General features: G+C 33.4%; 28 protein-coding genes and 3 pseudogenes. 8 read left to right on the forward strand and 23 right to left on the reverse strand.

Translation table 11 applies throughout. The annotated features are described in order from the left end of the window. The first annotated feature begins 3 nt into the window (after window positions 1–3). Genes BAU27_RS28910 through BAU27_RS28925 form a run of 4 tightly spaced genes read left to right on the forward strand, consistent with a single transcriptional unit; the run spans window position 4 to window position 651 of the window. Window positions 4–147 (forward strand): YrzI family small protein, encoded by a 144-nt coding sequence (locus BAU27_RS28910; protein WP_071746263.1) that lies wholly within the window; start codon window positions 4–6, stop codon window positions 145–147. 26 nt (window positions 148–173) lie between these two features. After that, on the forward strand, window positions 174–317 hold the full coding sequence (locus BAU27_RS28915) for a YrzI family small protein (protein ID WP_071772841.1): 144 nt from the start codon (window positions 174–176) through the stop codon (window positions 315–317). A 25-nt stretch (window positions 318–342) separates the two neighbouring features. Beyond that, a complete protein-coding gene (locus tag BAU27_RS28920) occupies window positions 343–483 on the forward strand; it encodes a YrzI family small protein (RefSeq protein ID WP_000669808.1) in 141 nt (46 codons plus the stop codon). Between the two features lie 27 nt (window positions 484–510). Beyond that, window positions 511–651, forward strand: coding sequence for a YrzI family small protein (locus BAU27_RS28925; RefSeq protein WP_071746286.1), 141 nt, complete (start codon window positions 511–513; stop codon window positions 649–651). Between the two features lie 233 nt (window positions 652–884). On the opposite strand, the gene BAU27_RS28930 is transcribed toward BAU27_RS28925, so the two are convergent. Then, window positions 885–1970: an AI-2E family transporter gene (locus BAU27_RS28930; protein ID WP_071746287.1), complete on the reverse strand. Its 1086-nt coding sequence runs from the start codon at window positions 1968–1970 to the stop codon at window positions 885–887. A 149-nt stretch (window positions 1971–2119) separates the two neighbouring features. On the opposite strand from BAU27_RS28930, the gene BAU27_RS28935 reads away from it, so the two are divergent. Continuing rightward, a complete protein-coding gene (locus BAU27_RS28935; protein WP_071746288.1) occupies window positions 2120–2941 on the forward strand; it encodes an HNH endonuclease in 822 nt (273 codons plus the stop codon). A gap of 228 nt (window positions 2942–3169) precedes the next feature. On the opposite strand, the gene BAU27_RS33125 is transcribed toward BAU27_RS28935, so the two are convergent. The 11 genes and pseudogenes from BAU27_RS33125 to BAU27_RS28985 all read right to left on the reverse strand — a co-directional run bounded on the left by BAU27_RS33125 (window position 3170) and on the right by BAU27_RS28985 (window position 10778). After that, window positions 3170–3262 carry a putative holin-like toxin gene (locus tag BAU27_RS33125; RefSeq protein WP_001289319.1) on the reverse strand — a complete coding sequence of 31 codons (93 nt, stop codon included), beginning with the start codon at window positions 3260–3262 and terminating at the stop codon, window positions 3170–3172. A 143-nt stretch (window positions 3263–3405) separates the two neighbouring features. Next, window positions 3406–3519: pseudogene (locus BAU27_RS28940) on the reverse strand (alkanesulfonate monooxygenase); the annotation flags it as partial. A 193-nt stretch (window positions 3520–3712) separates the two neighbouring features. Beyond that, on the reverse strand, window positions 3713–4441 hold the full coding sequence (locus BAU27_RS28945) for a hypothetical protein (protein WP_071772842.1): 729 nt from the start codon (window positions 4439–4441) through the stop codon (window positions 3713–3715). Then, a complete protein-coding gene (locus tag BAU27_RS28950; protein ID WP_071746290.1) occupies window positions 4438–5028 on the reverse strand; it encodes a TetR/AcrR family transcriptional regulator in 591 nt (196 codons plus the stop codon). Before BAU27_RS28950 ends, BAU27_RS28945 begins: the two co-directional genes overlap by 4 nt. Before the next feature lie 251 nt (window positions 5029–5279). After that, complete coding sequence (locus BAU27_RS28955) at window positions 5280–5789, reverse strand: ribonuclease FAU-1 family protein (RefSeq protein ID WP_071772843.1); 510 nt, start codon at window positions 5787–5789, stop codon at window positions 5280–5282. Window positions 5790–5907: 118 nt separating this feature from the next. Beyond that, on the reverse strand, window positions 5908–6960 hold the full coding sequence (locus BAU27_RS28960) for a hypothetical protein (protein ID WP_071772844.1): 1053 nt from the start codon (window positions 6958–6960) through the stop codon (window positions 5908–5910). A gap of 12 nt (window positions 6961–6972) precedes the next feature. Continuing rightward, window positions 6973–7446: a tetratricopeptide repeat protein gene (locus tag BAU27_RS28965; protein WP_071772845.1), complete on the reverse strand. Its 474-nt coding sequence runs from the start codon at window positions 7444–7446 to the stop codon at window positions 6973–6975. Between the two features lie 179 nt (window positions 7447–7625). After that, the gene (locus BAU27_RS28970) at window positions 7626–8315 is read right to left on the reverse strand and encodes a phosphopantothenoylcysteine decarboxylase domain-containing protein (protein WP_071772846.1); all 690 of its coding nucleotides are present in this window, start codon (window positions 8313–8315) and stop codon (window positions 7626–7628) included. Between the two features lie 12 nt (window positions 8316–8327). Continuing rightward, window positions 8328–9128 carry an AAC(3) family N-acetyltransferase gene (locus BAU27_RS28975; protein WP_139254709.1) on the reverse strand — a complete coding sequence of 267 codons (801 nt, stop codon included), beginning with the start codon at window positions 9126–9128 and terminating at the stop codon, window positions 8328–8330. 248 nt (window positions 9129–9376) lie between these two features. Next, window positions 9377–9778, reverse strand: a complete 402-nt coding sequence (locus tag BAU27_RS28980) for a GNAT family N-acetyltransferase (protein ID WP_083596223.1) — start codon at window positions 9776–9778, stop codon at window positions 9377–9379. A 61-nt stretch (window positions 9779–9839) separates the two neighbouring features. After that, window positions 9840–10778 (reverse strand): DMT family transporter, encoded by a 939-nt coding sequence (locus tag BAU27_RS28985; RefSeq protein ID WP_071772849.1) that lies wholly within the window; start codon window positions 10776–10778, stop codon window positions 9840–9842. Window positions 10779–11095: 317 nt separating this feature from the next. Here BAU27_RS28985 and BAU27_RS33130 point away from each other — a divergent pair, with 317 nt between their 5' ends. Beyond that, window positions 11096–11521, forward strand: coding sequence for a hypothetical protein (locus BAU27_RS33130; RefSeq protein WP_071772897.1), 426 nt, complete (start codon window positions 11096–11098; stop codon window positions 11519–11521). A 49-nt stretch (window positions 11522–11570) separates the two neighbouring features. Here BAU27_RS33130 and BAU27_RS28995 read toward each other — a convergent pair whose 3' ends face one another. The 6 genes and pseudogenes from BAU27_RS28995 to BAU27_RS29020 form a co-directional block, all read right to left on the reverse strand. Continuing rightward, window positions 11571–12095, reverse strand: a complete 525-nt coding sequence (locus BAU27_RS28995) for a DinB family protein (protein WP_071772850.1) — start codon at window positions 12093–12095, stop codon at window positions 11571–11573. A 15-nt stretch (window positions 12096–12110) separates the two neighbouring features. Next, window positions 12111–12611 carry a GNAT family N-acetyltransferase gene (locus BAU27_RS29000; protein ID WP_071772851.1) on the reverse strand — a complete coding sequence of 167 codons (501 nt, stop codon included), beginning with the start codon at window positions 12609–12611 and terminating at the stop codon, window positions 12111–12113. Between the two features lie 31 nt (window positions 12612–12642). After that, window positions 12643–13188, reverse strand: a pseudogene (locus BAU27_RS29005) (GNAT family N-acetyltransferase). Window positions 13189–13203: 15 nt separating this feature from the next. Next, window positions 13204–13905, reverse strand: coding sequence for a nucleotidyltransferase domain-containing protein (locus BAU27_RS29010; protein ID WP_071746302.1), 702 nt, complete (start codon window positions 13903–13905; stop codon window positions 13204–13206). 16 nt (window positions 13906–13921) lie between these two features. Continuing rightward, window positions 13922–14605, reverse strand: coding sequence for a DNA alkylation repair protein (locus BAU27_RS29015; protein WP_071746303.1), 684 nt, complete (start codon window positions 14603–14605; stop codon window positions 13922–13924). A gap of 148 nt (window positions 14606–14753) precedes the next feature. Further along, a complete protein-coding gene (locus tag BAU27_RS29020) occupies window positions 14754–15410 on the reverse strand; it encodes an aspartate/glutamate racemase family protein (RefSeq protein ID WP_071746304.1) in 657 nt (218 codons plus the stop codon). A 218-nt stretch (window positions 15411–15628) separates the two neighbouring features. Here BAU27_RS29020 and BAU27_RS29025 point away from each other — a divergent pair, with 218 nt between their 5' ends. Further along, window positions 15629–16456, forward strand: coding sequence for a peptidoglycan-N-acetylglucosamine deacetylase (locus tag BAU27_RS29025; protein ID WP_071772852.1), 828 nt, complete (start codon window positions 15629–15631; stop codon window positions 16454–16456). Window positions 16457–16498: 42 nt separating this feature from the next. Here BAU27_RS29025 and BAU27_RS29030 read toward each other — a convergent pair whose 3' ends face one another. Beyond that, the gene (locus BAU27_RS29030; RefSeq protein WP_071746306.1) at window positions 16499–16924 is read right to left on the reverse strand and encodes a WapI family immunity protein; all 426 of its coding nucleotides are present in this window, start codon (window positions 16922–16924) and stop codon (window positions 16499–16501) included. A 67-nt stretch (window positions 16925–16991) separates the two neighbouring features. Then, window positions 16992–17534, reverse strand: a complete 543-nt coding sequence (locus BAU27_RS29035; protein ID WP_071746307.1) for a TetR/AcrR family transcriptional regulator — start codon at window positions 17532–17534, stop codon at window positions 16992–16994. Window positions 17535–17707: 173 nt separating this feature from the next. Here BAU27_RS29035 and BAU27_RS29040 point away from each other — a divergent pair, with 173 nt between their 5' ends. Further along, the gene (locus BAU27_RS29040) at window positions 17708–19156 is read left to right on the forward strand and encodes a DHA2 family efflux MFS transporter permease subunit (protein ID WP_071772853.1); all 1449 of its coding nucleotides are present in this window, start codon (window positions 17708–17710) and stop codon (window positions 19154–19156) included. A gap of 47 nt (window positions 19157–19203) precedes the next feature. Here the strand turns inward: BAU27_RS29040 and ltaS are convergent, their stop codons facing one another. The 3 genes and pseudogenes from ltaS to BAU27_RS29055 all read right to left on the reverse strand — a co-directional run bounded on the left by ltaS (window position 19204) and on the right by BAU27_RS29055 (window position 23752). Next, a complete protein-coding gene (gene ltaS / locus BAU27_RS29045) occupies window positions 19204–21177 on the reverse strand; it encodes a lipoteichoic acid synthase (RefSeq protein ID WP_071772854.1) in 1974 nt (657 codons plus the stop codon). A gap of 363 nt (window positions 21178–21540) precedes the next feature. Next, window positions 21541–22037, reverse strand: a pseudogene (locus BAU27_RS29050) (SRPBCC family protein). 89 nt (window positions 22038–22126) lie between these two features. Then, window positions 22127–23752, reverse strand: coding sequence for an ABC-F family ATP-binding cassette domain-containing protein (locus BAU27_RS29055; protein ID WP_000633869.1), 1626 nt, complete (start codon window positions 23750–23752; stop codon window positions 22127–22129). Window positions 23753–23803: the final 51 nt, after the last annotated feature.

Consider the following 23803-nt stretch of genomic DNA (forward strand, 5'->3'; position numbering starts at 1 on the left):
CTAATGAAATTTAAGGCTTTCTTTTTAACGATTACCATTCAAAAACGTAAACCTTCAAAAGCTGAAATCTTACGTGAACAACAAATTAAAAATATTATGGATGATGTGAAAGAGCTCCAGTCCTCTTATTACAATCGTCTTTACTAAATAAATTATAAAGGGGCAATATCTTAATGAAATTTAAAGCATTTTTTTTAACTATCACCATTCAAAAACGAAAATTTACTAAAGCTGAAATCTTACGTGAACAACATATCAAAAACATTATGGACGAAGTGAAAGAGCGCCAGTCCTCTTATTACAATCGTCTTTACTAAATAAATTATAAAGGGGTAAAATCCAATGAAATTCAAAGTATTCTTTTTAACGATTACCATTCAAAAAAACAAACTATCTGAGTCTGATACGCTTCATGACCGACAAATTGAACAGGCTATGGACAACGTCAAAGAACGACAAAGTCATTATTGTAGTCACCTGTAATTCCGATTTGAAAGGAGGAATTCATGTATGAAGTTTCACCTTTTCTTTTTAACCATTACGATTCAAAAAGAAACTATATCTGCAGATGAAGTAAAACAAGAGAAACAGTATAAAAAGATTATAGATGAAATTCGTGATCGTAGAAGCAAGTACTACACTCACCTATAATTATTTGAAATTATATTAGAAACGAAAGGAGTCGATTATGATGTTAATAACGCGGTGTAAAGAAATGATTTGGATAGTTCAGAGGGATTCCACGTAGTTTAACAGGAATACTTTATACATGCATTGCAGTTAATTTGATGTGTAAAAAATATATAATAATACGCATTTCATACAATCTAAAAATTTGAAAAGATACACCACTTTTTTCAGCGGTGTATCTTCCCTAATTTTTTCTATTTCCGATTACTTCGTTTCGTTTTAAACAATCTCACTAAGTTCGAAACAACTGTTTTCGTTACTGCATAAACAGGCACCGCTAAAATCATTCCGATAATTCCAGCAAAGTTCCCTACCCCTAAAATAAGGATAATAATCGTTAACGGATGAATGTTTAATTTCGAGCTCATAATACGTGGAGATATGATGTTACTTTCAAACTGCTGTACAATTGTTACAATAATAATTACGTACAGAGCTTGCATCGGAGATACGAATAGACCTACAATAACAGCTGGTGCTGCTCCGATAAAAGGACCTAAGTTCGGAATTATATTTGTAAGTGCTGCGATAATCCCTAAAACAAAAGCATACGGTAAACCGATGATTAAATAACCAGTAAATGTAAAGGCACCAATAAACATACAAACGAGCGCTTGACCTTGAATATATGCAGATAATGTTTCGTTCGTTTCCTTTATGATACGAAGTCCTTCTTCACGGTAAGACTCTGGTAATACACTAACGGCTTTTCCTGGAAATGCATGTCCATCTTTAAACATATAAAATAAAATGAACGGTACTGTAAAAATAACTAATGCCACGTTCGTGATAATACCAAATAAAGCCGTTGCACTCGACGTAATTGTGTTTGGTATTTCTTTTAAGTATTCAATTGCATTTTTCTCAATTGTTTCAATGGAAACGTAGTTTTGTGTAGATAGCCATTCAAATAATTTATGATGGGATAGATCTTGTATGTATACTTTTCCCTCTTTTATATAAGTCGGCATGTTTTTCACTAAATCCATTAGCTGCTGTGAGATCGTTGGAACGACTACTCCAATAGCAACTCCAGTTAATGTGATGATAAAAAGATACAATAGTAAAATCGCTAAACCTCTCGGTACTTTTTTATTCTCCAAAAAGACTAACAATGGATTAAAAATGAAGTATAAAAATAACGCGATTAAAATTGGGAAAAATAATGTTGATATGAAGATACCAATCGGTTGAAATAGAAACGATATTTTTGTGCAAATAAATATAATTCCTACAACCATCAGCACTTCTAATGTCCAAAAGTGCACTTTCGATTTCAAAAAAACATCCTCCTTTAAACTAGCACTTCTTTTCATTGTACCAAAATAAACATGAATTTCACATAATATTTTCCTTTACAATATTCCAAAATACCATTAAATACACTACAATGAGATTACATACAAATTTGTGGGTAAAGGTGATAAATATGACACAATGCATCATTTGCAGAAAAGATACGAAAGAACTTAGCGAACAATATGTCATACCAGAGATATTATGTGGATATTATTTCACAAACTCCATTTGTGATTCCTGTCATGAACATATGACAACAAATGTTGACCGTCCTTTAATTAGGCATAAGCTAAGTCAATATAAGATTGAGCAAATGAAAAAACAAATCGACTCCCCTCTCTATACGAATGAACACGGTGAAGAGCTGGCAGCCGCTGAAACGGATGTTGTCGAAGTAAGTGATGAAATACTTTATTCCAATGCATTAATTATGAAACTATGTAAAAAGCACGATATTTCACTACACAATGAAATTTGGAAAGAAGAGCGTGTAACAAAAGTAGCTAGTTCTATTCAACGTGAATTACTTTTAGATAACCGTAAATATAAAATGAGTGTATTAAAAATGGCCTATACTTTTGCTGTACAAACAATTGATGGCTACTTTGACGATCCAGATGCGATTGATATTTCTAACATTCTATTAAATGCCGATTTCATGGAATTAAAGGAAAAGAGTATCGTCCGTGACTTAAGCAAAAGTTCTTTATGGAATACATTAAATACAACGAGTGAAAACCATTACTTTATTTTACTTAGTGATAAAGACGGGCTGTTCTGCTTCATTCGCCTATTTGATATTTTTGATGTTGTTGTTCATTTATCAGAAAAAAGGTACGATCTTCCATCACCAATTGTCGGCGTAAATAATGTAGACAAAAAAGGATTTTTTGTAGAAAGCTTAAAACAATATATGGACGGGCTATTTAAAGAAACTAAACCTTCTATTTAATTGACACCAGAACATACGGTCTCCTTTCTTCATGAAAAGACACTGTGTTATAATGAGTATGAATAGAACAATACAATCACATAAAACAATTAAAAACTGTATATAAATAAAAAAGACTAGTGTGCGGCTACACACTAGTCCACGTAACTTAGCAGATTGGATTGTTCATTTATCCTATTTGTTTCGTACAAACACAACAACCCACTTTCTATAGGCATAGGTGGGTTGTTATTTTTTGAGCTTGTCAATTAAGACGACAATAAACGTTAACAATGCAACGAGAAACAGTCCACCTTGCAGCAGCAACGCAATTTCACTCACGAATTATCACCCCCCTCCTACCTGGAGAAGTGATAATTGAACAACCAACCGTACCATAAGTTACCTCTTAATTTTACCATATTTATTAATTGTTTACGATGAAAAACCGCAAGCTTAAAAAATTGCGAGTTTTTTATTTCTCACTATTTTATTAAAGCATATGCATCAGCTATCATTTCACCAACGATTTTATTTTCTTGTTGCTTCTCGTCTTTTAATAAAAGGAATAACAGTTCTGCCACTTCTTCCCCCTCCTTGAACTGATTCATATAAATGAATAAATTCGTTTTTTATATAAAAAAAACCAAAGGTATTTTCGATAAGTTAACTGGGTTTTATTAAAAGACACATATGATTTGCTTGAACATCGTTACTGTTTGTTTGAAATACAGTTCGATTTATATTCATAAAAATAGTATATTTCTTTATTTGAAAGGTATTTTTCACTTACTATTTTTCATGGTCCTTAATCCGCTGTAACCAATAAGAAAACTCACATGCTAAATGCATTTGATGTGAGTTAATAAGGCTATTAGGACAAAGTGCTGGGAACTCAACAACTAGACGTACTTCTATCCCAGTATCAGTATCTTTAAATTGATGTCGAACTCCACCAATAATAGTACCATCTTTCATACGTGCAACACCTGTTGATTGGTATTGATAAGACTTATCTCTAGGTGTTTTTAATCCCGTTTCGTCACCAAAAACAATGAAAAATTGAACCGGGAACGGAGAATTACCTGTAGTTTCGATAACCTCTAATTCATTTTCCCCAAAGGGTCTTAGTACATAGTGATCAGGACAAGCTGATAAATTCACTTGATTATTTTCACGTGATTGTTCAAGCATAAAACTATCAATTCCATTTATAGCTTCTTCTGCTGTAATCCCGTCTAAATAGATACTTGTTTTTGAAAATTTTCGTCTATCGCCAGATAAAACTGAACAAATACGCATACCTATTCCACTTAATCTAAGTTTGGATTTCAACTTATCATACATCTCATTATATGAATATCCCATCTTTACTTCCGTTAGCTTTTTTATCATGGCGTCTGTATCATTTATTTCAGGCTCTTTATATCCTAATGTATTTAAAACTTTTTTAATACGTTCTCTTTTCCATTTTGTAAGTTTCTCTTGCGAAATATTGTTTCCATCGATAATAATCTTCATTTATATTCACCTTCTTTTTGATCGTATCGTAGTGTAGTTAATACTAAATTAACCATTTCTTGCTTCGTATCTAGACTCAACTTTACTTCTGAATGGGCAATACTGCTAAGACCGTATAAAATAAATCCAGAAGCTAATAATGAGTTGTCAGTATAAAAAATCCCCGTTTTCACTCCTTCTTCAATTACTTGTCGAATTAACGGTTGCATTCGTGTGAATAATTTCTGTTCCAGTTGAAAATGTTGTTCCGTCTGAAACGAACTCATATTTTTATAGGGTGCTAATTTTTCAATAAATGTCCAAAATATATCTAGAGAATCTTTCATCTTCTGCATTACAGACCGTTCATTTGAAATAAGTATTTCTTCGATTAACTCCATATTTTTCACAATGAAGCTATTTAAAGTCTCATCAACAAAATCTTCTTTAGATTTAAAGTAATAGTAAAAAAGCCCTGTTGCTACACCCGCACGATTCACAACATCTTTAATGCTAAATCCTCCCATACCATTTTTCATATATAGTTCAAAACCAATATCCATTAACTCTTGGCGTCTTATATCTGGTTCTTTTGATATTCTTTTCATACGTCATCTCCTACTATGTTTTTTGCCACGACTGAATCTGATTCAATCATAAACGACTGAACTTGATTCAGTCAATCTTATTTGATAAATTTAAAAATCAATTTAGAAACTAAGCAACAAAATTCCTACAAAAAAAGAGTAATCCCAAGAAATATGCTTCTAACCTTAGATTTATCCAAAAAGTTAGATCATATAACTAGAGACTACTCATTCTCATTAAACACGTATTTTCTTTTCAAATCGATTAAACTTTATTTTAGCTGCACCATTTCTGTCTCTACAATCATTTGAGGAAGCGACTTTTGAATTATTTCCTTTAATACATAAAGTGCTTCATTCACATAACCACCCTCAAAACCCTCTAAAGGCTCAGGTAATTCATCTTCATCTAAAATAAAATATTCTCCGCTTGGAAGCACCAAAATATCAATAATTAAGTCTTCAAATGACACTAGTTCGTCTGTTATGTGCGTATTTTTTACAATATTAAAATAAGCGCCTAAATACATTCCGTTCTTATCTCTCCATATGTATAAATTGTACGGACGATTTTCCCAGTAGTATGCAATGGTGTAACTTCCTTTTGGGATTGTTAAACTCGAATCATTTGTATTCATCGTAAATGAATACTGAACCTCATGAAATAACATGATACTTTGAGATTTCTTTTCAAGTATTAAGCAATTGTGATCTATTATTGTTGAGTCATGCCGAATTTTTCTTTCTATAATTTCACTTTTAGGCGTTCGTAATTTATTCATTTTTTGTTTCCCCTTATGCTATTTCTAGTCTTAATTATATCCGTTTATATAGCGATAAAGAAGTGTACGGTCTACAATTACACAATAAAACTCCTTCTTATTTAGAAGGAGTTTTTCACTATCCACCATTCATATGTTTTAACCTTTCAGTAACCGCATCATAAAATTTTCTTTCCTCATCCACATTTAAATGCACACGATTTACTGTTTTAGAAAATCCATATAACAACTGCGCTTTAATTGGCTCTTTTAACGTTATTTCAAAAGTTGGAGGTTCCTTTATAAATTCCATAACAGTTGCGTCAAGAACCTCTTTCTTTAAAAGTTCGCCTTTATAAAACGTAATGTTATCAATTTGTGTAAATGGTATAACGATTTTCTTTCCTAATCCAATTTGAATAATTACTTTTTCTTCCGCAACGATAATTGGATTTTTACGTATCGCTTGTATTTCAGCTAAAAAATAAAACATTGCATATATGTTTAAGATAAGTAAAATCCAAGCTCTTACTGGATTCCATTGATGAAGTAAATAATGAAAACCGATACTTTCAATTAAAGTTGCATGAATAATCATGATATAAACACCTATTGCACCGGTCTTTTTATGATATGAGTATGTGAATTCACTTTCTGATACTTTTACACGCCACGATAAAAAAGCATAATAGAATAATTTACACTCAGTAAGAATGATATTTACTGACTTACTTCTTTTCATAGTATCATCAAATGCTTGATCAATCGCATAAGAAAATGAAGAATACTCACTTCTATATTCTTTATATCGTTTTATTATTTTAGGTAGAACTCTAATAATTTTATATATCAGAAACAGTTCAAAACATACGAACAAAATTTCTCCAGCAACTATTACATACGAAACAAATGAAAAAGCTTGTAAATAATCACTAGGAATTATAAATCTTGCGAACACGTATCCTGCTATAACTACAGGAAACATATACGTTAACGAATACCTTTTTCGTATAATAAAGAAATATGTGATGACTGGAATTACAAACATAAAATCTAATAACGAACCAAGCACTACTTCTTTCGGAGCGGCTGGTACAATTGGAAGGGCATACAATAAATAGTTTGACAACATAATTAAAGATACAAGCCCAAACCAAACACCTATTCTCTTCCGAGATATGGTGACATTCATACGTTCACACCTCTATTCAAAAACCTCATTTAAATGGTCTTTATAAAATAAAATGGCACGTTCAAATTCTTTTACTTCCTCTACTTTTACGACCGCTTCCAGCAATAATTTCATCGCGGATTCATGATCGTTTACGTTGTATTTTGCTAGTGATAAAAACACTTTCATCACGTCATTTTTCGGGAACTTCTTTATCCCTGCTTCTAATACAGTAATCGCTTTATCATACTCCCCTATACAACGATACGTACTGCCAAGACCGATATACGCACCGCAAAGGGATTCACCATCAAGTCCGTTCGCGATTGCCTGTTCATAATACGGAACAGCCTCCGTTTCAAGACCCATTACATCATGTATCCAGGCGCATTGATATAGTACTTCTGCATCCCTCGTAAAATTTGTTAACCCTATAAGTATCTCTTTAGACTGTGCATATTTCTTTTCATTTCTAAGTTTAATAGCTCGCTTCAATAAATGTTCCATAAAATCCACTCCTCACAAAATGTTCATTATGCATATAACATGTATTACACATTTACGAGCAGCTAATAGCCTATTCCGTTGATTCGATTTAATAATCAGTAAGGGAGAAGTTCCCTCACTAATTTAATATTAACTCCATTACATACTATGCGACTGCATCTCTTTCTAAAAGCTTAAATTTACATAGAAGTGATACGATTACATAAATGCTCTAACATATTGATAATTTCTTTTGCAGTTTCATCTTTCCCATTACATAACTTCACGTTGCCCTCTTGTCCGATAACATGATGTACAGCGCCGCGAGAATATAAAGAATGCGGTGAGTTCGCTATCATTATACTTGCTTTCGCATCTTCCATCCTTTTGCTTGCTCTTTCAATAAGTTCTGCTTCATTTACGTCACTTTCCAGTTTAAAGCCAACGAGTATCGTTTCTGGATCCCAACTCTTTATTTGTTTTAATACTTTTGGTGCTTTTTTAAAATGAATAATTGGAGCGATGTCACTCGAAATCTTTCCGTTCATATTAAGAATATTTCCATCTTGATCACAAATCTTTTCCACAACCCAATCTGAGCCAGCAGCAGCCATAATAACCGCATCAACTTTTTCATGTGTAATAATACTTTTCATCTTATCTTGTAAATCAATAATCCCCTCAAATGGGTGCAATTCTAATTGGTCATTTACATCCATTGGCTTCTCAGCGAAATAGCCATGCAAATATATTACATTTGCTCCTTTTGTCATTAGCTCTTCTGCAATAATTCTTCCAATTGTACCTTTTGCTAAATTTGTATGTCCACGTACTTGATCCCATTTTTCTAGGCAACCGCCGCTCGTAATTAATACTTTTTTCCCCTTCATCTTAACCATCCCTTACTGATTTTTCGCACGAAACCACTCTGTTCCAAAGTCAACTGCATCGCGTTGTCTCATAAAACGGCACGTCGCATTCCCTATCTTCCCACGCGTAACTGTTCCTTTCCGTTCGTATTCAATTCCAATTTCTACAAACGTGTCAGAATCGTAATCCATTTCAACGAACTCTTTCCATACTCTTACACCTGCTTCTATAATAGGTGCTCCTGCCTTTATTAACTCGCGTGCACCTGTACGTACCTCAGATAAATGTATGGACGTATTGGAGTCGTATCCGACACCAAGTAATAATATGTATCCATCTAAATCATATATTTTTCGTAAGGGCGATTCTTCCCCAAAACTTATGGAAAGTGAATGATTTGCTATAATTTCCTCAGCATGTTTCCCCCATGCTGCAAAACTACTGAGCGGATGATTACTGCGCAATACATTTGGATATGTACGAAAACATTCAACTACTTTTCCCATTGCCCTTGTTGGTGTTATACGTGGGTCAAATGCAGGAACATTATCCCGGATAATTTGCCACCAGTCTTCTGGTACAGGTGGTCTTGACCAATGTTTTGGATCGGATAAATCTGAAGATTGGGTTGGCATAATTATCGTTCCTTCTTCTGTAACAACTTTCATTAACGCTTCTACTACGGCAACTGCCCCACCAGATATCCAACCGATTGAACTTAATGATGAATGAACAATAACTGTCATTCCTTTTTCTATCCCTAAGGTTTTTAAATCGTTTGTAATTGTTTCGATTGTATTTGGAAGTTTTGTACTCGCCACTATTTCATTCATTTTCACGATTGTTCCCCCATTTTGCTTTAAACTAATACATACATATATTATCATATTTTTCTTAATTTTTAACTTAATCATTCCGATTACTATACGTCTGTCGTTTTTATCATATCGAAAAAAGTTAAATTATGGTATATTAATTTGAAATAAATATAAAAAAGTGAACGCAATGAAAAACTTTCAATCTAGCGATCTTAATTTATACTAATATGAAATAGCCCATCACAAATGATGAGCTATGTATTTTATTCATTCTCTAAATAACAATAAAACCTCTCTACTCCCAGGTATTTCTCTCCTAAGCTTTCAATCTTAAAGTTACATTTCTTGTAAAATCCGACTGCCTCTGTATCTGTCTCAGCCTCAATATATGTTAACTCATATTCCCTAATTATTTCTTTAATCATTTGAAGTGCAATGCCTTGATTACGATATTTTTCATCAACAGCTATGTGACACATTCTCGCTCTATTTGTATAAATTAACGCTATACCTATACAACCCTTACTCCCATATTTATATAGCACTGCCTGATCATTTTTATACATTGAAACTGCTTTAATTAAGCTTTCTTCACTCGGACCGGTCGCATGCTTTAATACTTTTTTTATAGGATCTATTTCTATATGCTCAACACGTTGTAACACTCTATCTCCATCCTTTCTCATGAAAAAAGATTAGCTCTTTATTGAAAAAGAGCTAATCTTTTTACGCCGTTATTTTTTCTTCTTTTTTCACAACTACAGCTACATAACTATGAAGTATCATTCCGACAATTACAAGACTCATTCCAACCCACGATAAAGAAGACGGAATTGGAGCCGATAACCAGATCAGCTCTCCTACTAAAGCAAATAAAACTTCACCAGACTGTGTCGCCTCGACTGTTGCTAATTTTTGCGGATCATCTTTTACAAGATCTGTCGCAAAGAAGAATAATACTGTAGCAATTAAACCTGAACTAATCGCTACAATAAAACATTGAAAAACTTGACTACTTGACGGTAAACCGCTTGTAGATACTTCATAGCCAGAAAGTAAAAACCAAAATGGTAAACTTGCTAATGTCATACCGAGAACTCGTTGGAAGACATCTAATTCATCCTTACATACTTGCATCATTTTTCTATTTCCAAGTGGATATGCAAACGCAGCAATGAGTACAGGAACTACGCATAAAATGGTTTCACGAATCCCTAAAGAAGAAGCATGTTCTACTTGCATAAGAACAACACCGAATAAAATAATGCCTGACATTACTAATTCCTTCATTGGAAGTTTTTTATGTAATGGGTCTACCGCAAAAAATGGTGTTAACAAAATCCCTGCAACTATTGTAATTTGCCAAGTTGAAGCGACAAGCCACCCCGGTCCAAACGCACCCGCGAAACTAAGCGGTGCATAAAAGAGACCAAATCCAACAATACTCCATAACAACCATTCTTTCGGATTACTTTTCATATATTGAAAGAGTTGTTTTAAGTTCCCTCTATACAGAACAATAAGTAGCAGCATTGGAACCATAAAGTAATACCGTAATGATGCACTCCAAATCCAACTCCCGCCTCCTAAGTCCATCGACCGGTTTAACACAAAGGTAAAGGCAAAGAAAAACGATGCCAATATCCCTACTGCAATAGCTTTCATTATAAAACCCCTTATAATAGTTTTTTATTAAATAACTTTCAATCTATTCGAATGCAAAATTTTTCAACAGAATATTAACTTATAAAAATAATAATGTTTTTATTTATTATACAATATATTAAAATAACACTAAGAGGAATCTCTACAGCATTCGTTTGGTGAATTACGCTAATCGAAATGTGTATGTATTTTATATCCGCTGTATGCATAATGATCGGTGCATATCGTACAGATGAAGAGTTTTAACTAAAGAAATAAATTAGTTATTTGGATGTAATCATATTAAAACATATAAAATTTCCATGGTATTCACCTTAATGATGTTAGCTGCAGGACTTTCTTTTCTTTTCATTTGTATTTTAGCTTTAATAGATGAGTTTTTCTTCCTTGGTATTCTAATCTTAATCATCCCAGTCCTTTTTTTATACTATGGTTTTTATCTTTTGAAAAAAAGAAGAGAGAACACCGTTTTTTATTGGGATGATGAAGGTATAATAATTGATTTAGATGGGAATAAAGTTTATTGGTATGAGATAGAAGATATTGTATACAGCGGTTTCCCAGAAACAAAAGCGACTGTAATTTCCACTCACTATACTCATCACGAAAATATAAGAATACGCCATAAAAAATGGCAGCCAACAATTGCGCATATAATTTACTGGTATTTAATTGAGCAACCAAAAGACTACCATAAAAATTTGATGTTAACTTGGGAAGAAAAGAAACAAAAGCCAATTTAAAATGAACTCCCCTAATCTATTAATTAAGGGGAGTTTTTCACACTTACATTTAGATTATATGTAAGTGATGTTCTTTGTATAATTTTCTCAATCGATTTATATGTGCTTGATGGTACCGATTATGATCAGCTATATGCCATATTCCCCATCTTATAGTCGCACTTTCTCCCTTTTCATAGGACACTTCCCGGGTTAAATCATTTTCTGTTAGTTTCATACATTCCTCATAAAACATATGTTGCACTGCTTCATAATCTTGCATTAATTCTTGCAATGTATCTTTTCTTAAACTTGGCAATTCCCCTATTTTATTCAACATAGGCCCATATTTATTTTTAAGCCCCTGTGGAACTTCTTCTCCTCTTAAACGATATACCCAGTGTAAATCGACAACTGCTAAATGCTGAAGTAGCTGCCCTATACTATTTTCATTATTTTCAGACCCTTTAAAGGATAGTTCGTCCTCTTCTGTACCTTCTACTAAATTTTGCAATCGTTTAAATGTATCAAGAACTGTTGCATATAAAATGGCTACTTGCGGGTTCATATCTTTTTCTAAATAGAGATCTTTCATAATAACCCCCTTCTTTTAAAGAAACAACACCATATATTCGTCATCACTATATACACCATTCATCTTTAAAGCTCTCTTTTCAATTCCGTAGGTTTTAAAACCCTTTGATCCATATAATCTTTTTGCTGGTTCGTTTGTGGATACAACACCTAAGTTTAATTGCTCAAGTTTTATTTCTCTCGCTCTTTGAATTGCATTTGCAATTAATTCACGTGCTAGTCCGTTACGTCTATTTTGTGCATCTACATACATCGCAACGATATGACCTTTATGCTTATAGGCATCTTTCTCTTCCCTTAATAAAGTGACAACTCCGATTAATTGATTTTCTTCATTAAATGCACCGAATGTACAACTAGTAGTAGATGTCAAATTACCTTCAACTCGCTCAATAGGATTTTCCTGACGAATTGCCTCTTCATAAGTTGTTACAAATGCCTCTGGATTTACTTGTAATGCTTGTAAACGTAAATCCCAATATTTTTCCGCATCTTCTTTAGTAAGTAATCGAATCATTTCCCTATCCCCTTTAGTTAACATAATATTTTTATAGACTATTAAATAAAGATTGATATTCTTCTTTTAACATACTATAACGATAGCGATGAATGAATTCACCATGACGTAATCTATCATTTCTCATTATTCCTTCACAAACAAATCCAGCTTTTTCATAGCTCTTTCTAGCTTGTAAATTATCTTCGTCTACTCGTAGCCATATTTTTTCTAATTCGAATGCAGAAAAGCCAATTTGTAACATACTGTATAGCGCTGCCATTCCATATCCTTTACCCCAATATTCTTTATTTCCAATTGCAATTCCTAATTCAGCATTTTTATTTGTTTGATCAAAGTTTTTTAGGTCTACCCATCCAATGTGTACACCTTCCTTTGTAACGATAGCTCGTTGTTCATAGCCATTCTCTCGACTTACGCATGCTTCAATCCACTTTCTCGTATCTTCACGAGTGAACGGTGGATATTGATCTGGTACGACTAAATGTTTTGTTACTTTTATATCTAATGACCATTGATATCAATCTTCTACATCATCTAGTGTCAGTTCTCTTAATTGAACGAATGGTACATTCATTTTGCTATCCCCTTTTCATTTTCCGATAGAAAACCCTTCGAACACTCTTCCTCCATACTGATCTAGAGTTCTTTCTATAAAACTAATTAATTCATTTTTATCTCCTGTTTTATAAAAATGATCAAAAGCTGCTACAAATTGGTCTGCATATTGTTCGTCATATCTTTTTAACACTCTAATAAACCATTTTGAATTTCCAAGCCATTGTCCATTTACCCTCAAAACATATTCATGTACTAAATCAGCTAATAAGTTTGCGATAAACAACTCTTCTTCTCTCTTTGTTGCACCAATAAAGTCATCCAAAGCATCCGTAATAAAATATCGCTTCTGCTTCATCGTTTCTTCGGTCCATTTTGCTGGTCCTTTATTTAGTAAATCATTCGCCTCTCTTTTTAATTTCTCAACAATTTCATTCTCCCCTTTTAATGCAATCCCTTCTGAAACTAATTGTGGTAACGAAGGTCTCCCGCGGTCACAATCCATTTTAAAAAAGGTTTTATACGTTTCAAAATTATGTACGAATACTTCAACAGGCCAACCATTACTATAGAAAGATTCTCTATAACAAGATGACAAACTTTGGTCAAATATTACAATATCAAGGTCAGATGTTTTCGTAGCCTCTCCTCTAGCAGCACTTCCCCCTAGTAAAGCAACATCACAATTCGAAAATTGTGATGCAATTATGCTTCGTGCCGCTTCAATTGGTCCCATAGCCTTTCCCCTTCTCTTATTTTACTTTCTTTTTTTCAGTTCTTTCTCGTGTCTTCTTGATATAAGCTTCTGCATCTGGCGTTTTGCATGACGTTGCACCATGATCAACTTCTACTTTTCCAATTTCGCGTGCAAATTCAATTGCTTGTTGCTCTAAAGCTTCATTTCGAATCCCTATCGCAATTAAAGCACTATTCATCGCTTCTTTTTTTCTATTTTTTTCATTATGTATATGAACCTTGATCTCTTCTAAATACGGTACGAAGAAGTCATCGTCTAACGTTTTATTTTTTATTGCGATATTCGCTAATAATGACCAACCAGCTCTTCCAATCCATTCATCATCAGACTTTGTCCATTCTTCCATTCTTTCTATCGCGATTGGCGACGTACATATAGCTGTCATAAGAACGTCCATTAAACAATAATAATCAACATCTTGAACCCATCTATTTAGCTGTTCTGATGTTAGTTTCTTCGGATCTAAAATCATCGTTGCTAAAGTCCTTGCGTCCATATTTTTCGTTTCCCATAATGAAATTGCTAAATCATGATCCTTTTTTATTTTCTTTTTTAACAATTTTAAATTCGCAAAACTAACTCCAAATAACGGCTCTTTCGCCCCATGGTTTTTATATGTCTTACGAGTTTGTTCTGTCCCATACTCTTCCAGTTGCTGCATTACTTCTTCAAGTAACATATGCCCACCTCTTTTATGTTTTATGTTGACTTCATATATGTATGTACGATATATTCTACATTATTTTTTGGTTTTCCTATATTTATTTTTTAAATACGGTATGTGAAATTTTTATTGATATTCTTTAAAACAAAAAACATCCTTTTCTTTATTTTTCACACGGTTGTTCATTCACACTCTGTATACAATACTCCACTAGCGCATTCAACGGATTTATTATGTTCCTCCCTATTATATTTTCTACCCTTGTAGCAGCGTCTACCATTGATAATTGTGCAACTGAGAACATTTCGTTTCTATCTTTCATAATTTCATATAAATACTGTTCTAATTTAGCATCATGCTCTTCTTTGTGACCTTGCATAATTAACTCAAATATCCCCTCTATCACTTCTACTTTTACTTGTATGGATTTATTATTCTGATGAGCGTATATTCTTAAACGTTGCATCGTTCCTGAAACAGTACGGGTATTTGTAAATAGTATTGTCTGTGGCTCTTCAACCTGACAAATCATTTCAAAGAATGGCTCATCAATTTTCAATATAGGTATGTCTATTTTGAAATCCTCATCTAATAACGTGATATAATCTGTACAAGTTATTAAAAGTGTATCTACATCACTTTCAGCTATATACTTTATAATATCTTTTAAATCATTTCGTGCTTGTTCTCGTTCTATTTTTAGTCTGTGTGATAAGATTGGATCTACAAAATGGAGTATTTCTATTTCAAAAGATTGCAACACTCGGTCAATGTATTCAATATTTGAATGATGAGCATGTAAACAAGCTAATTTTTTCATACTTATCCTCCCTTTCTAAAACAAAAAACATGAATGAACCATTTTACATACAGTTCCATTCATTTAATTCTTGTTTCATTTTTTCAAACCTGCAAAACCGTGAAATCTTGCATACTTTTTAACAAACTTTTTTGCGTTTGTAAAAAAGTTTTTTTGCATTTCCCCCTCTAAAATTGCTAATATAGTAGAGTAGAACTTTTATAGAGAGTAGGAAAATTATGCACAATGGAATTCGGATGACAACTTTAGTGAAAAGGGCTCTGTTGATTTGCGCTGGGGTATTATTTACATACGAAGCTGCTTATGGATCAACACATATCGCTCTAGCAAGTACAGAGGATGAAGCGAAATCTGTTCAACTTGTAAGTGAAATTCAAACGTCCCTTACTCCGAAAGAAGCTCCAAAGCACTATAACGGGCAAGTTAGAAAAGTCGCTTACTTAACATTTGACGATGGTCCTGGAAAATACACAGCTGAGCTTTTAGATATGTTAAAGAGTGAAAATGCAAAAGCAACATTCTTCCTAATTGGTTCAAACGTGAAAGCTTTCCCTGATCTTGTAAAACGTGAAAATGCTGAAGGCCACTATGTTGGGATGCACAGTATGACTCATAACTACAAGAATCTTTACACAGAAGGTCATTACGTTGATGAAATGAAAGAAGACCAAGGCTTAATCTCTGGTGTTCTAGGAAAATCACCAGTATTAACACGTCCTGCTTACGGCTCAATGCCAGGATTAAATGAAGCCCTTCGCAACAAAGTTGTCGAAAATGGTTTAAAAGTTTGGGACTGGACAATTGATTCATTAGACTGGAGATACAACAAAATGCCAGTAGACGCTGCATCTGCTAAAATCGTAGAAAACGTTCTACATGGTGCTACAAATCCAACAGAAGTTATCCTTATGCACGATATTCATCCACAATCAGTAAAAGCAATACCTGGTATAATTAAAGGATTGAAAGAAAAAGGATATGAATTAGAAGCCTATAATGAGAACGAACACTTCCCATTAAACTTCTGGCATGATAATCGTATGTAATAAAAAGACTTGATTCCCTCTTGTAGGTTATCAAGTCTTTTTTTATCGTTTTGGGAATTTCCTTTGTTGCTCTTCAATAGAACGAATAATATTCTCTCTATCATCTTGAGTTATACCGATAGAAAATTCGTACTCTTCTTCCTTACACCATGCGGGGTTAAGTTCCAGCGATAAGTGAATAACAATGTTAAACTCCCCTGATTTTTCCCCCATAAATTCAAACGCTAAATTTGGTTCTATGAAATCTAGTTCGTTATATGTAGGATTTGGTAAAGATTCAAACCATTTTTTCATGTACTGTAAGTCGTATGTTTGTAAAAAAGGATCCATCGTTTCAAAAACTTTATTTTCTTCTGATAGTTTTGCCTTTACTCTTAACCAATTTCTATCACACTCGTCTTTTGCATCATTAAATTGGTAATTTACAACCTCTAAGCGTAATGCTACTTTTTCATTTTTAAAATTCATGACTATCCCTTTCTTTCTCGGAACTTTTTGTTTTATAAAGTTCTATTAATTCCGATCCTTAAAATCATTATTTATACATGAAATAAATTTGATTTGCGATATAATCTGAACTAAAGTGAAGTCCATTCCTTATCCACCACATGATGATACCTACCAAAGAGGCTGTTTTAATATCAACCGCAACATAGTCATCTGGCAAATCCTTTTTCGTATTCTCTCTTCTCGTTTCTATTAATTGCTTTAAAAATAAAAATAGTTGTTCCTCAAATTGATTCATTTTAAATAATATAAATAAATAATTTCGATGGATATATAAATAATCAAGTAATTGTGTTAGCTTTTGTTTTTCTGATAAATCTTTTGCATGTATTAAATCAACAATTTTATTAGAAAGCTCGTTTAAAATCTCATTTGTGATTTGGTCTAGTAAATCTTGAATATCTTGATAATGTAAGTAAAATGTTGTCCGATTTAATCCTGCTTTTGTTGCGACTTTCTGAACCGTTAAACTTGAAGTACTAAGATTCTCACATAGGAGAGAAAAAACAGCATTTTTAAACATTTCCCTTGAGCGAACTGTACGAGGATCTTCTTTTTTAGGTGTAGACATTTTGAAACTCCTTTATAGATTTTCTCTTTACTTACTCGACAGTGCATACCTTATATGTCGAGTAGTGAACATTTTCAACAAAACTGTTCATGGTCAATGAAAATTTATTTTGTTACCATTAATTTTATCGACACATTGTCGATAAATCAAGAAAACAATGAAGGAGTTTACCAATGCAAAAGGAAATATCAGAAAGAAATAAAAAAATTATATTAGTTGTGCTCATTGCCGGCTGTTTTTTATCAACATTGAATCAGACGCTATTAAATGTGGCGATGAGTAATTTAATGGAAGTATTTGGTGTTACGGCTGCAACAGTGCAATGGCTATCAACAGGCTTTATGCTCATAAATGGTGTTCTCGTGCCAATTACTGCGTTTTTAATGAAACGATTTACAACACGGCAGCTATTTATTAGCTCGATGCTCTCTTTGTTTATTGGGACGGTTCTCTGTGCATGTGCCGTGAATTTTGGCATTCTGTTAACAGGAAGAATGATTCAAGCAGTTGGAGCAGGAATTATTATGCCGCTAATGATGACTGTTATTTTATATTTATACCCTAGTGAAAAGCGTGGGAGTATTATGGGGACCATCGGATTTGCCATCATTTTTGCGCCAGCCATCGCTCCAACATTATCTGGATTTATCATTGAATATGTTTCATGGAGATGGTTATTTATTGGATTAGCTCCATTTGTATTAATCGTTATTATTCTTGCTCTAAAATATTTAATGAATGTTGCTGAAACAACAAAAGCAAAATTAGATATCGTAAGTGTCATTTTATCAACGATTGGCTTTGGTTGTATTATCTTTGGATTTAGTAGTGCAGGAAGCAAAGGATGGGATCATCCAGTTGTTATTACTACAATTATCATTGGAATAATCGTTACAACTCTATTCTGTTTACGTCAAATAAAGTCTAGCGATCCACTACTAAACTTATCCGTATTTAAATATAAAATTTTCACTCTTACTTCAATCATTAATATACTAATTACGATGATTATGTATGCGGATTTAATTCTATTACCGATTTACTTACAAAATGGACGAGGTTTTACTGCATTCGAATCCGGTCTACTTCTATTACCCGGAGCTGTCATTAATGCCTTCTTATCACCTATCACCGGGAAAATGTTTGATAAATACGGTGCAAAACCACTCTTTATTATAGGTTTAACATGTATCATTATTTCGATGTGGGGTGTAATTGATTTGACCGAATCCACAACTTATATGTATTTAATGGTTCGTACCATTATTCTACGAATTGGGTTAAGCTTCATTTCTATGCCTTTAAATACAGCAGGTTTAAACGCTTTACCAAGAGAACTGGGTTCACATGGTTCCGCAGTAAATAATACGATTCGCCAATTAGCAGGTGCTATTGGAACAGCAGTTATCATCACAGTGTATACGATTCAGTCAACTTCACATACTTTACAGTTATCTAATAATAACGGGAACATATCAGCTATGCAAGTAACAAAATTATCTTCTATCTTCAGCTCAAGTGATGCCTACGTATTTATGTTAGTCTTATCTTTTGTAGCTTTGATTATTGCATGTTTTATGCCTAAAAAAGTAGCACTCCAAAAATCCGAAAGTAACTCTTAAAACAAAAAATCCTACCCGTATGGAATACGAGTAGGATTTTTTATTATTTATTTCGTTTCCCCGTCTTCAGTCGTCTTCACCTTCGTTTTATTTTTATCATGATGGTTATAGTTGTACTTAGAACGATTTACTGGAGTAAAGCCTTCTGGCGTGTAGAATCGTAATAAGTCACCGTTAACAACTTGGTCGGAGTATTTTAGTGATTTTTGAACCATTTGTTCATTTTGTTTTATTTCATCTGTTATTTCTACAGGTTTTCCAGTAGCCGTATCATAGTATTTGCCGTTAAGTGCAGTAACTGTTGGACTTACGTAGTTACCGTTACGGAACGGAACGACTTGTTTATGCTCTGGTGATAATAAATCTGATCCGAATTGGACATAATTTTTTGTATCTGTACCTAGTAAGTGTAATAACGTTGGTAGAACGTCAATTTCTCCACCGTATTGATGTTGTACGCCGCCTTCCATTCCTGGTACGCGAATGATTAAAGGTACACGTTGTAATTGAGCATTTTCAAATGAGTTCATTTCTTTACCCATTATTTGAGACATTGCTGCGCTATGATTATCTGAAATACCGTAATGGTCACCGTACATAACGATAATTGAGTTATCGTATAAACCAGATTGTTTCAAGTAATCCATGAATCCTTTCACAGACTCATCTAAATAGCGTGCTGTTTGGAAGTACGTATCTACTGATGAATCACCTGTTTTAGCTGGTTCAATCGTTGCTTCCGCTTTATCAATCGGATAAGGGAAATGGTTCGATAACGTAATGAACTTCGTATAGAACGGTTGTTTCAACGTTTGTAATAACGGAATTGATTCGTTAAAGAATGGTTTATCTTTTAAGCCATAGTTTACTACATCTTTTTCGTTCATATCATAGTATGACGCATCAAAGAAATTATTAAAACCAAATGATTTATAAATTTCATCACGGTTCCAGAACGTTTTGTAGTTACCATGGAACACTGCTGATGTGTATCCTTGCTGACCTAAAATAGCTGGTGCTGATTGATATGTGTTATGAGCTTTATTTGTAAAAACAGATCCTTGCGGTAATCCAAACATTGAGTTCTCTAACATGAACTCCGCATCAGACGTTTTACCTTGTCCTGTTTGATGGAAGAAGTTATCAAAGTATAACGTATTCGCATCTTTTGTAAATGAATTTAAGAATGGTGTAACCTCTTGGCCATTTAGCTTATAGTTTAGTAAAAAGTTTTGGAATGACTCTAAATGAATATAAATTACGTTCATTCCTTTTCCTTTACCAAAATACTCAGGATTTGGACTTGCATACGTTGATGAAAGATAGTTTCTAACTTCTGTCATATTATCCCCATCAGCTAATGCTCGTTCTGTTGATGCTTTCGCACTTTGAATACCATCATAAATCGTAAAGTTGTACGCGCCTAAATATTTCACAATATAATTACGATCGAAGGTTCTAGTTAATAATTCAGGACGATCAGATTCTGCAAGACCTAAGTTAACGCTAAAGAATAAAATACCCGCTACAAATACTAGCGATAATTTATGCTTCGCAACACGGATTGGTTTAGGATTTACAAATTTCGTTGCGACTAAAACAATTAGAATGATCGTATCTAAGAAATATAGTGGATCATATACGTGTAGCAATGCAAAAATACTACCACCTAAATCTCCAAAGTTATTCGATTGTGTTAATGTCGGGAACGTAATAAAGTCGCTGAAAAAGCGATAATATACTACGTTTGCGTATAAAAGTATAGACATTAACAAATTAATAACAATTAACCAAATGTAAGCTCGTTTCCCTTTTGCAAATAATGCTAGACCTAAAAATAGAACTGCTGAGCTTAACGGGTTGAAAAACAGTAAGAATTTTTGGATTGTGTTCGATATCCCCAAATTAAATTCTGTCACATATGCTGCATATGTTTTTAACCAAAGTAAAATAACGGCAAATACGAAAAATCCAAAATGATTACTTAATACTCGTTTACTCTTTAATAAAAATTGTTGCATCTCTCCACCTCTTTTGATCATCCAAGGCTTATTTTGTATAAGTCTGTCTCTCTATTCAATTTTTCTTCTTCAAATAGATTTTATTTGTTTAACTATATGAAGAATATTAGTAATTATAATTTGTAACTTTTAATTATTCAACTATTTCTTTTTAAACATTTTGACCTTGGTTTCTATTTAACATAATAAATTTGTAACATTTCCTTTTTTCTTCCAGGGGCTCATCTACTAATTCTGACTCCACAAACTATAATCCTTTATTTCCTCATTTGCAAACTAATCTATCTCCAATTTTGGTACATATTTCACATAAAAAAAAGTGTAGTTTGAAATATTTGCTCAAACTACACTTTTTCTACAAACTTATCCTTTATAACTAATTTCTCCAGTTTCAACTAATTCCTTTAGCCCCATAAACATTAAATTCCATCCATGCTCAGAACCATCATGATAGTCTTTAAGTGCTTTTTCAACATCGGATTTTGCCCAATTCTCCTCATGCGGAACGATAATATTTTGTGAAAATGTCATTTCAGATCCTTGTTGTTTCTCCATTATTTCAACTACAATTGTATCTTCTAATTCACTAAACTGTGGCATTTTAAATGTAAATGCTAATTTTTCAGGACATTCATTTCAAAATATTCCCCAATTGCTCGATAGTCTTTTCCATTACGATGGTCGACAATTTCCCAGCTTCCGCCTACCCCAGGAGTATTTCTTGTTATTTTATTCGTCCCTTCCAACGTAAAAAACCATTTCTTGATCATATCAGGGTTTATCCATACTTCAAAAACTTCTTCTGGTGCAACATCAAAATCCCTTACCATCGTTAATGTTATTTTTGAATAATTATTCATTTTAGCCCGCTTTATTTAAATGCGAAGATTGTATTTCTTTTCAACAAAACCCCCGCTCTCATAAAGAAAGCGAGGGTTTTAACTATTTATTATTGACCTTTATACATTGCATCTACTTGTTTTTGAAGTTCTTCATTTTCTAAGTACTCATCGTAAGTAGCCTCTTTATCGATTACACCGTTTGGTGTTACTTCGATAATGCGGTTTGCAATTGTTTGTACGAACTGATGGTCATGAGATGTGAATAACATTGTACCTTTGAATGCAATTAAACCGTTGTTTAATGCAGTGATAGACTCAAGGTCTAAATGGTTCGTTGGATCGTCAAGTGTGATTACGTTCGCACCACTTAACATCATTTTAGATAGCATACAACGAACTTTTTCGCCTCCAGATAATACAGAAACGTTCTTCTTAACTTCTTCACCTGAGAATAACATACGGCCTAAGAAACCACGTAAGAAGCTTTCTGACTCATCTTGTGGAGAGAATTGGCGTAACCAATCAACTAAGTTGAAGTCACTGTTCTCAAAGTATTTAGAGTTATCTCTTGGGAAGTACGATTGAGATGTTGTAACGCCCCATTTGAATGAACCGCTATCTGGCTCCATTTCACCCATAAGGATTTTAAATAATGTTGTCATCGCAATATCGTTACGACCAATAAATGCAACTTTATCACCTTTATTTAAAGTGAAGTACACATTATCTAACACTTTTTCGCCATCAATTGTTTTAGAAAGACCTTCAACAGTTAATAAGTCATTTCCTATTTCACGCTCAGGTGTGAAGCCAACGAATGGATAACGACGTGATGATGGTCTAATATCATCTAATGTAATTTTATCTAATAATTTTTTACGAGAAGTTGCTTGTTTCGCTTTAGATGCGTTTGAGCTAAAGCGTGCAATGAAGTTTTGTAACTCTTTTACTTTCTCTTCTTTTTTCTTATTAGCATCTTGTGTTAATTTTAAAGCTAATTGGCTTGACTCATACCAGAAGTCATAGTTACCAACATAAAGTTGAATTTTACCGAAATCAAGATCAGCCATGTGCGTACAAACTTTATTTAAGAAGTGACGGTCATGGGATACAACTATTACTGTATTTTCAAAGTTCATTAAGAAATTTTCTAACCATTGAATCGCTTTTAAGTCCAAGTGGTTGGTAGGCTCATCTAGTAATAGAATGTCAGGTTTACCGAATAAAGCTTGAGCAAGTAATACTTTTACTTTCTCTGCCCCAGTTAATTCTGACAGTTTCTTATCATGAAGATCTTCACCAATACCAAGTCCTTTTAGTAAAATTGCAGCTTCTGACTCAGCTTCCCAACCGTTAAGCTCAGCGAACTCACCTTCAAGTTCAGCAGCACGCATACCATCTTCATCACTAAAGTCTTCTTTCATGTAAATGGCATTTTTCTCTTGCATTACTTTGTAAAGTTGCGTGTGACCCATAATTACTGTTTCTAATACTGGGAACTCTTCATATTCGAAGTGATTCTGTTTTAATACTGCTAGACGCTCACCTGGCGTAATATGTATGTCACCTGTTGATTGTTCGATTTCTCCAGATAAAATCTTTAGAAATGTTGATTTACCAGCACCGTTCGCTCCAATTAAACCGTAGCAATTACCTGGCGTGAATTTTATGTTAACATCTTCAAATAATTTGCGATCCGCAAAACGCAAACTAACGTTACTTACTGTAATCATTTGTGTCCTCCTACTAATACCGCTTATTTCAGCGTTTTCTCACCGATTGTC

Source organism: Bacillus sp. NH11B (assembly GCF_001884205.1).
Classification (GTDB): domain Bacteria; phylum Bacillota; class Bacilli; order Bacillales; family Bacillaceae_G; genus Bacillus_A; species Bacillus_A proteolyticus.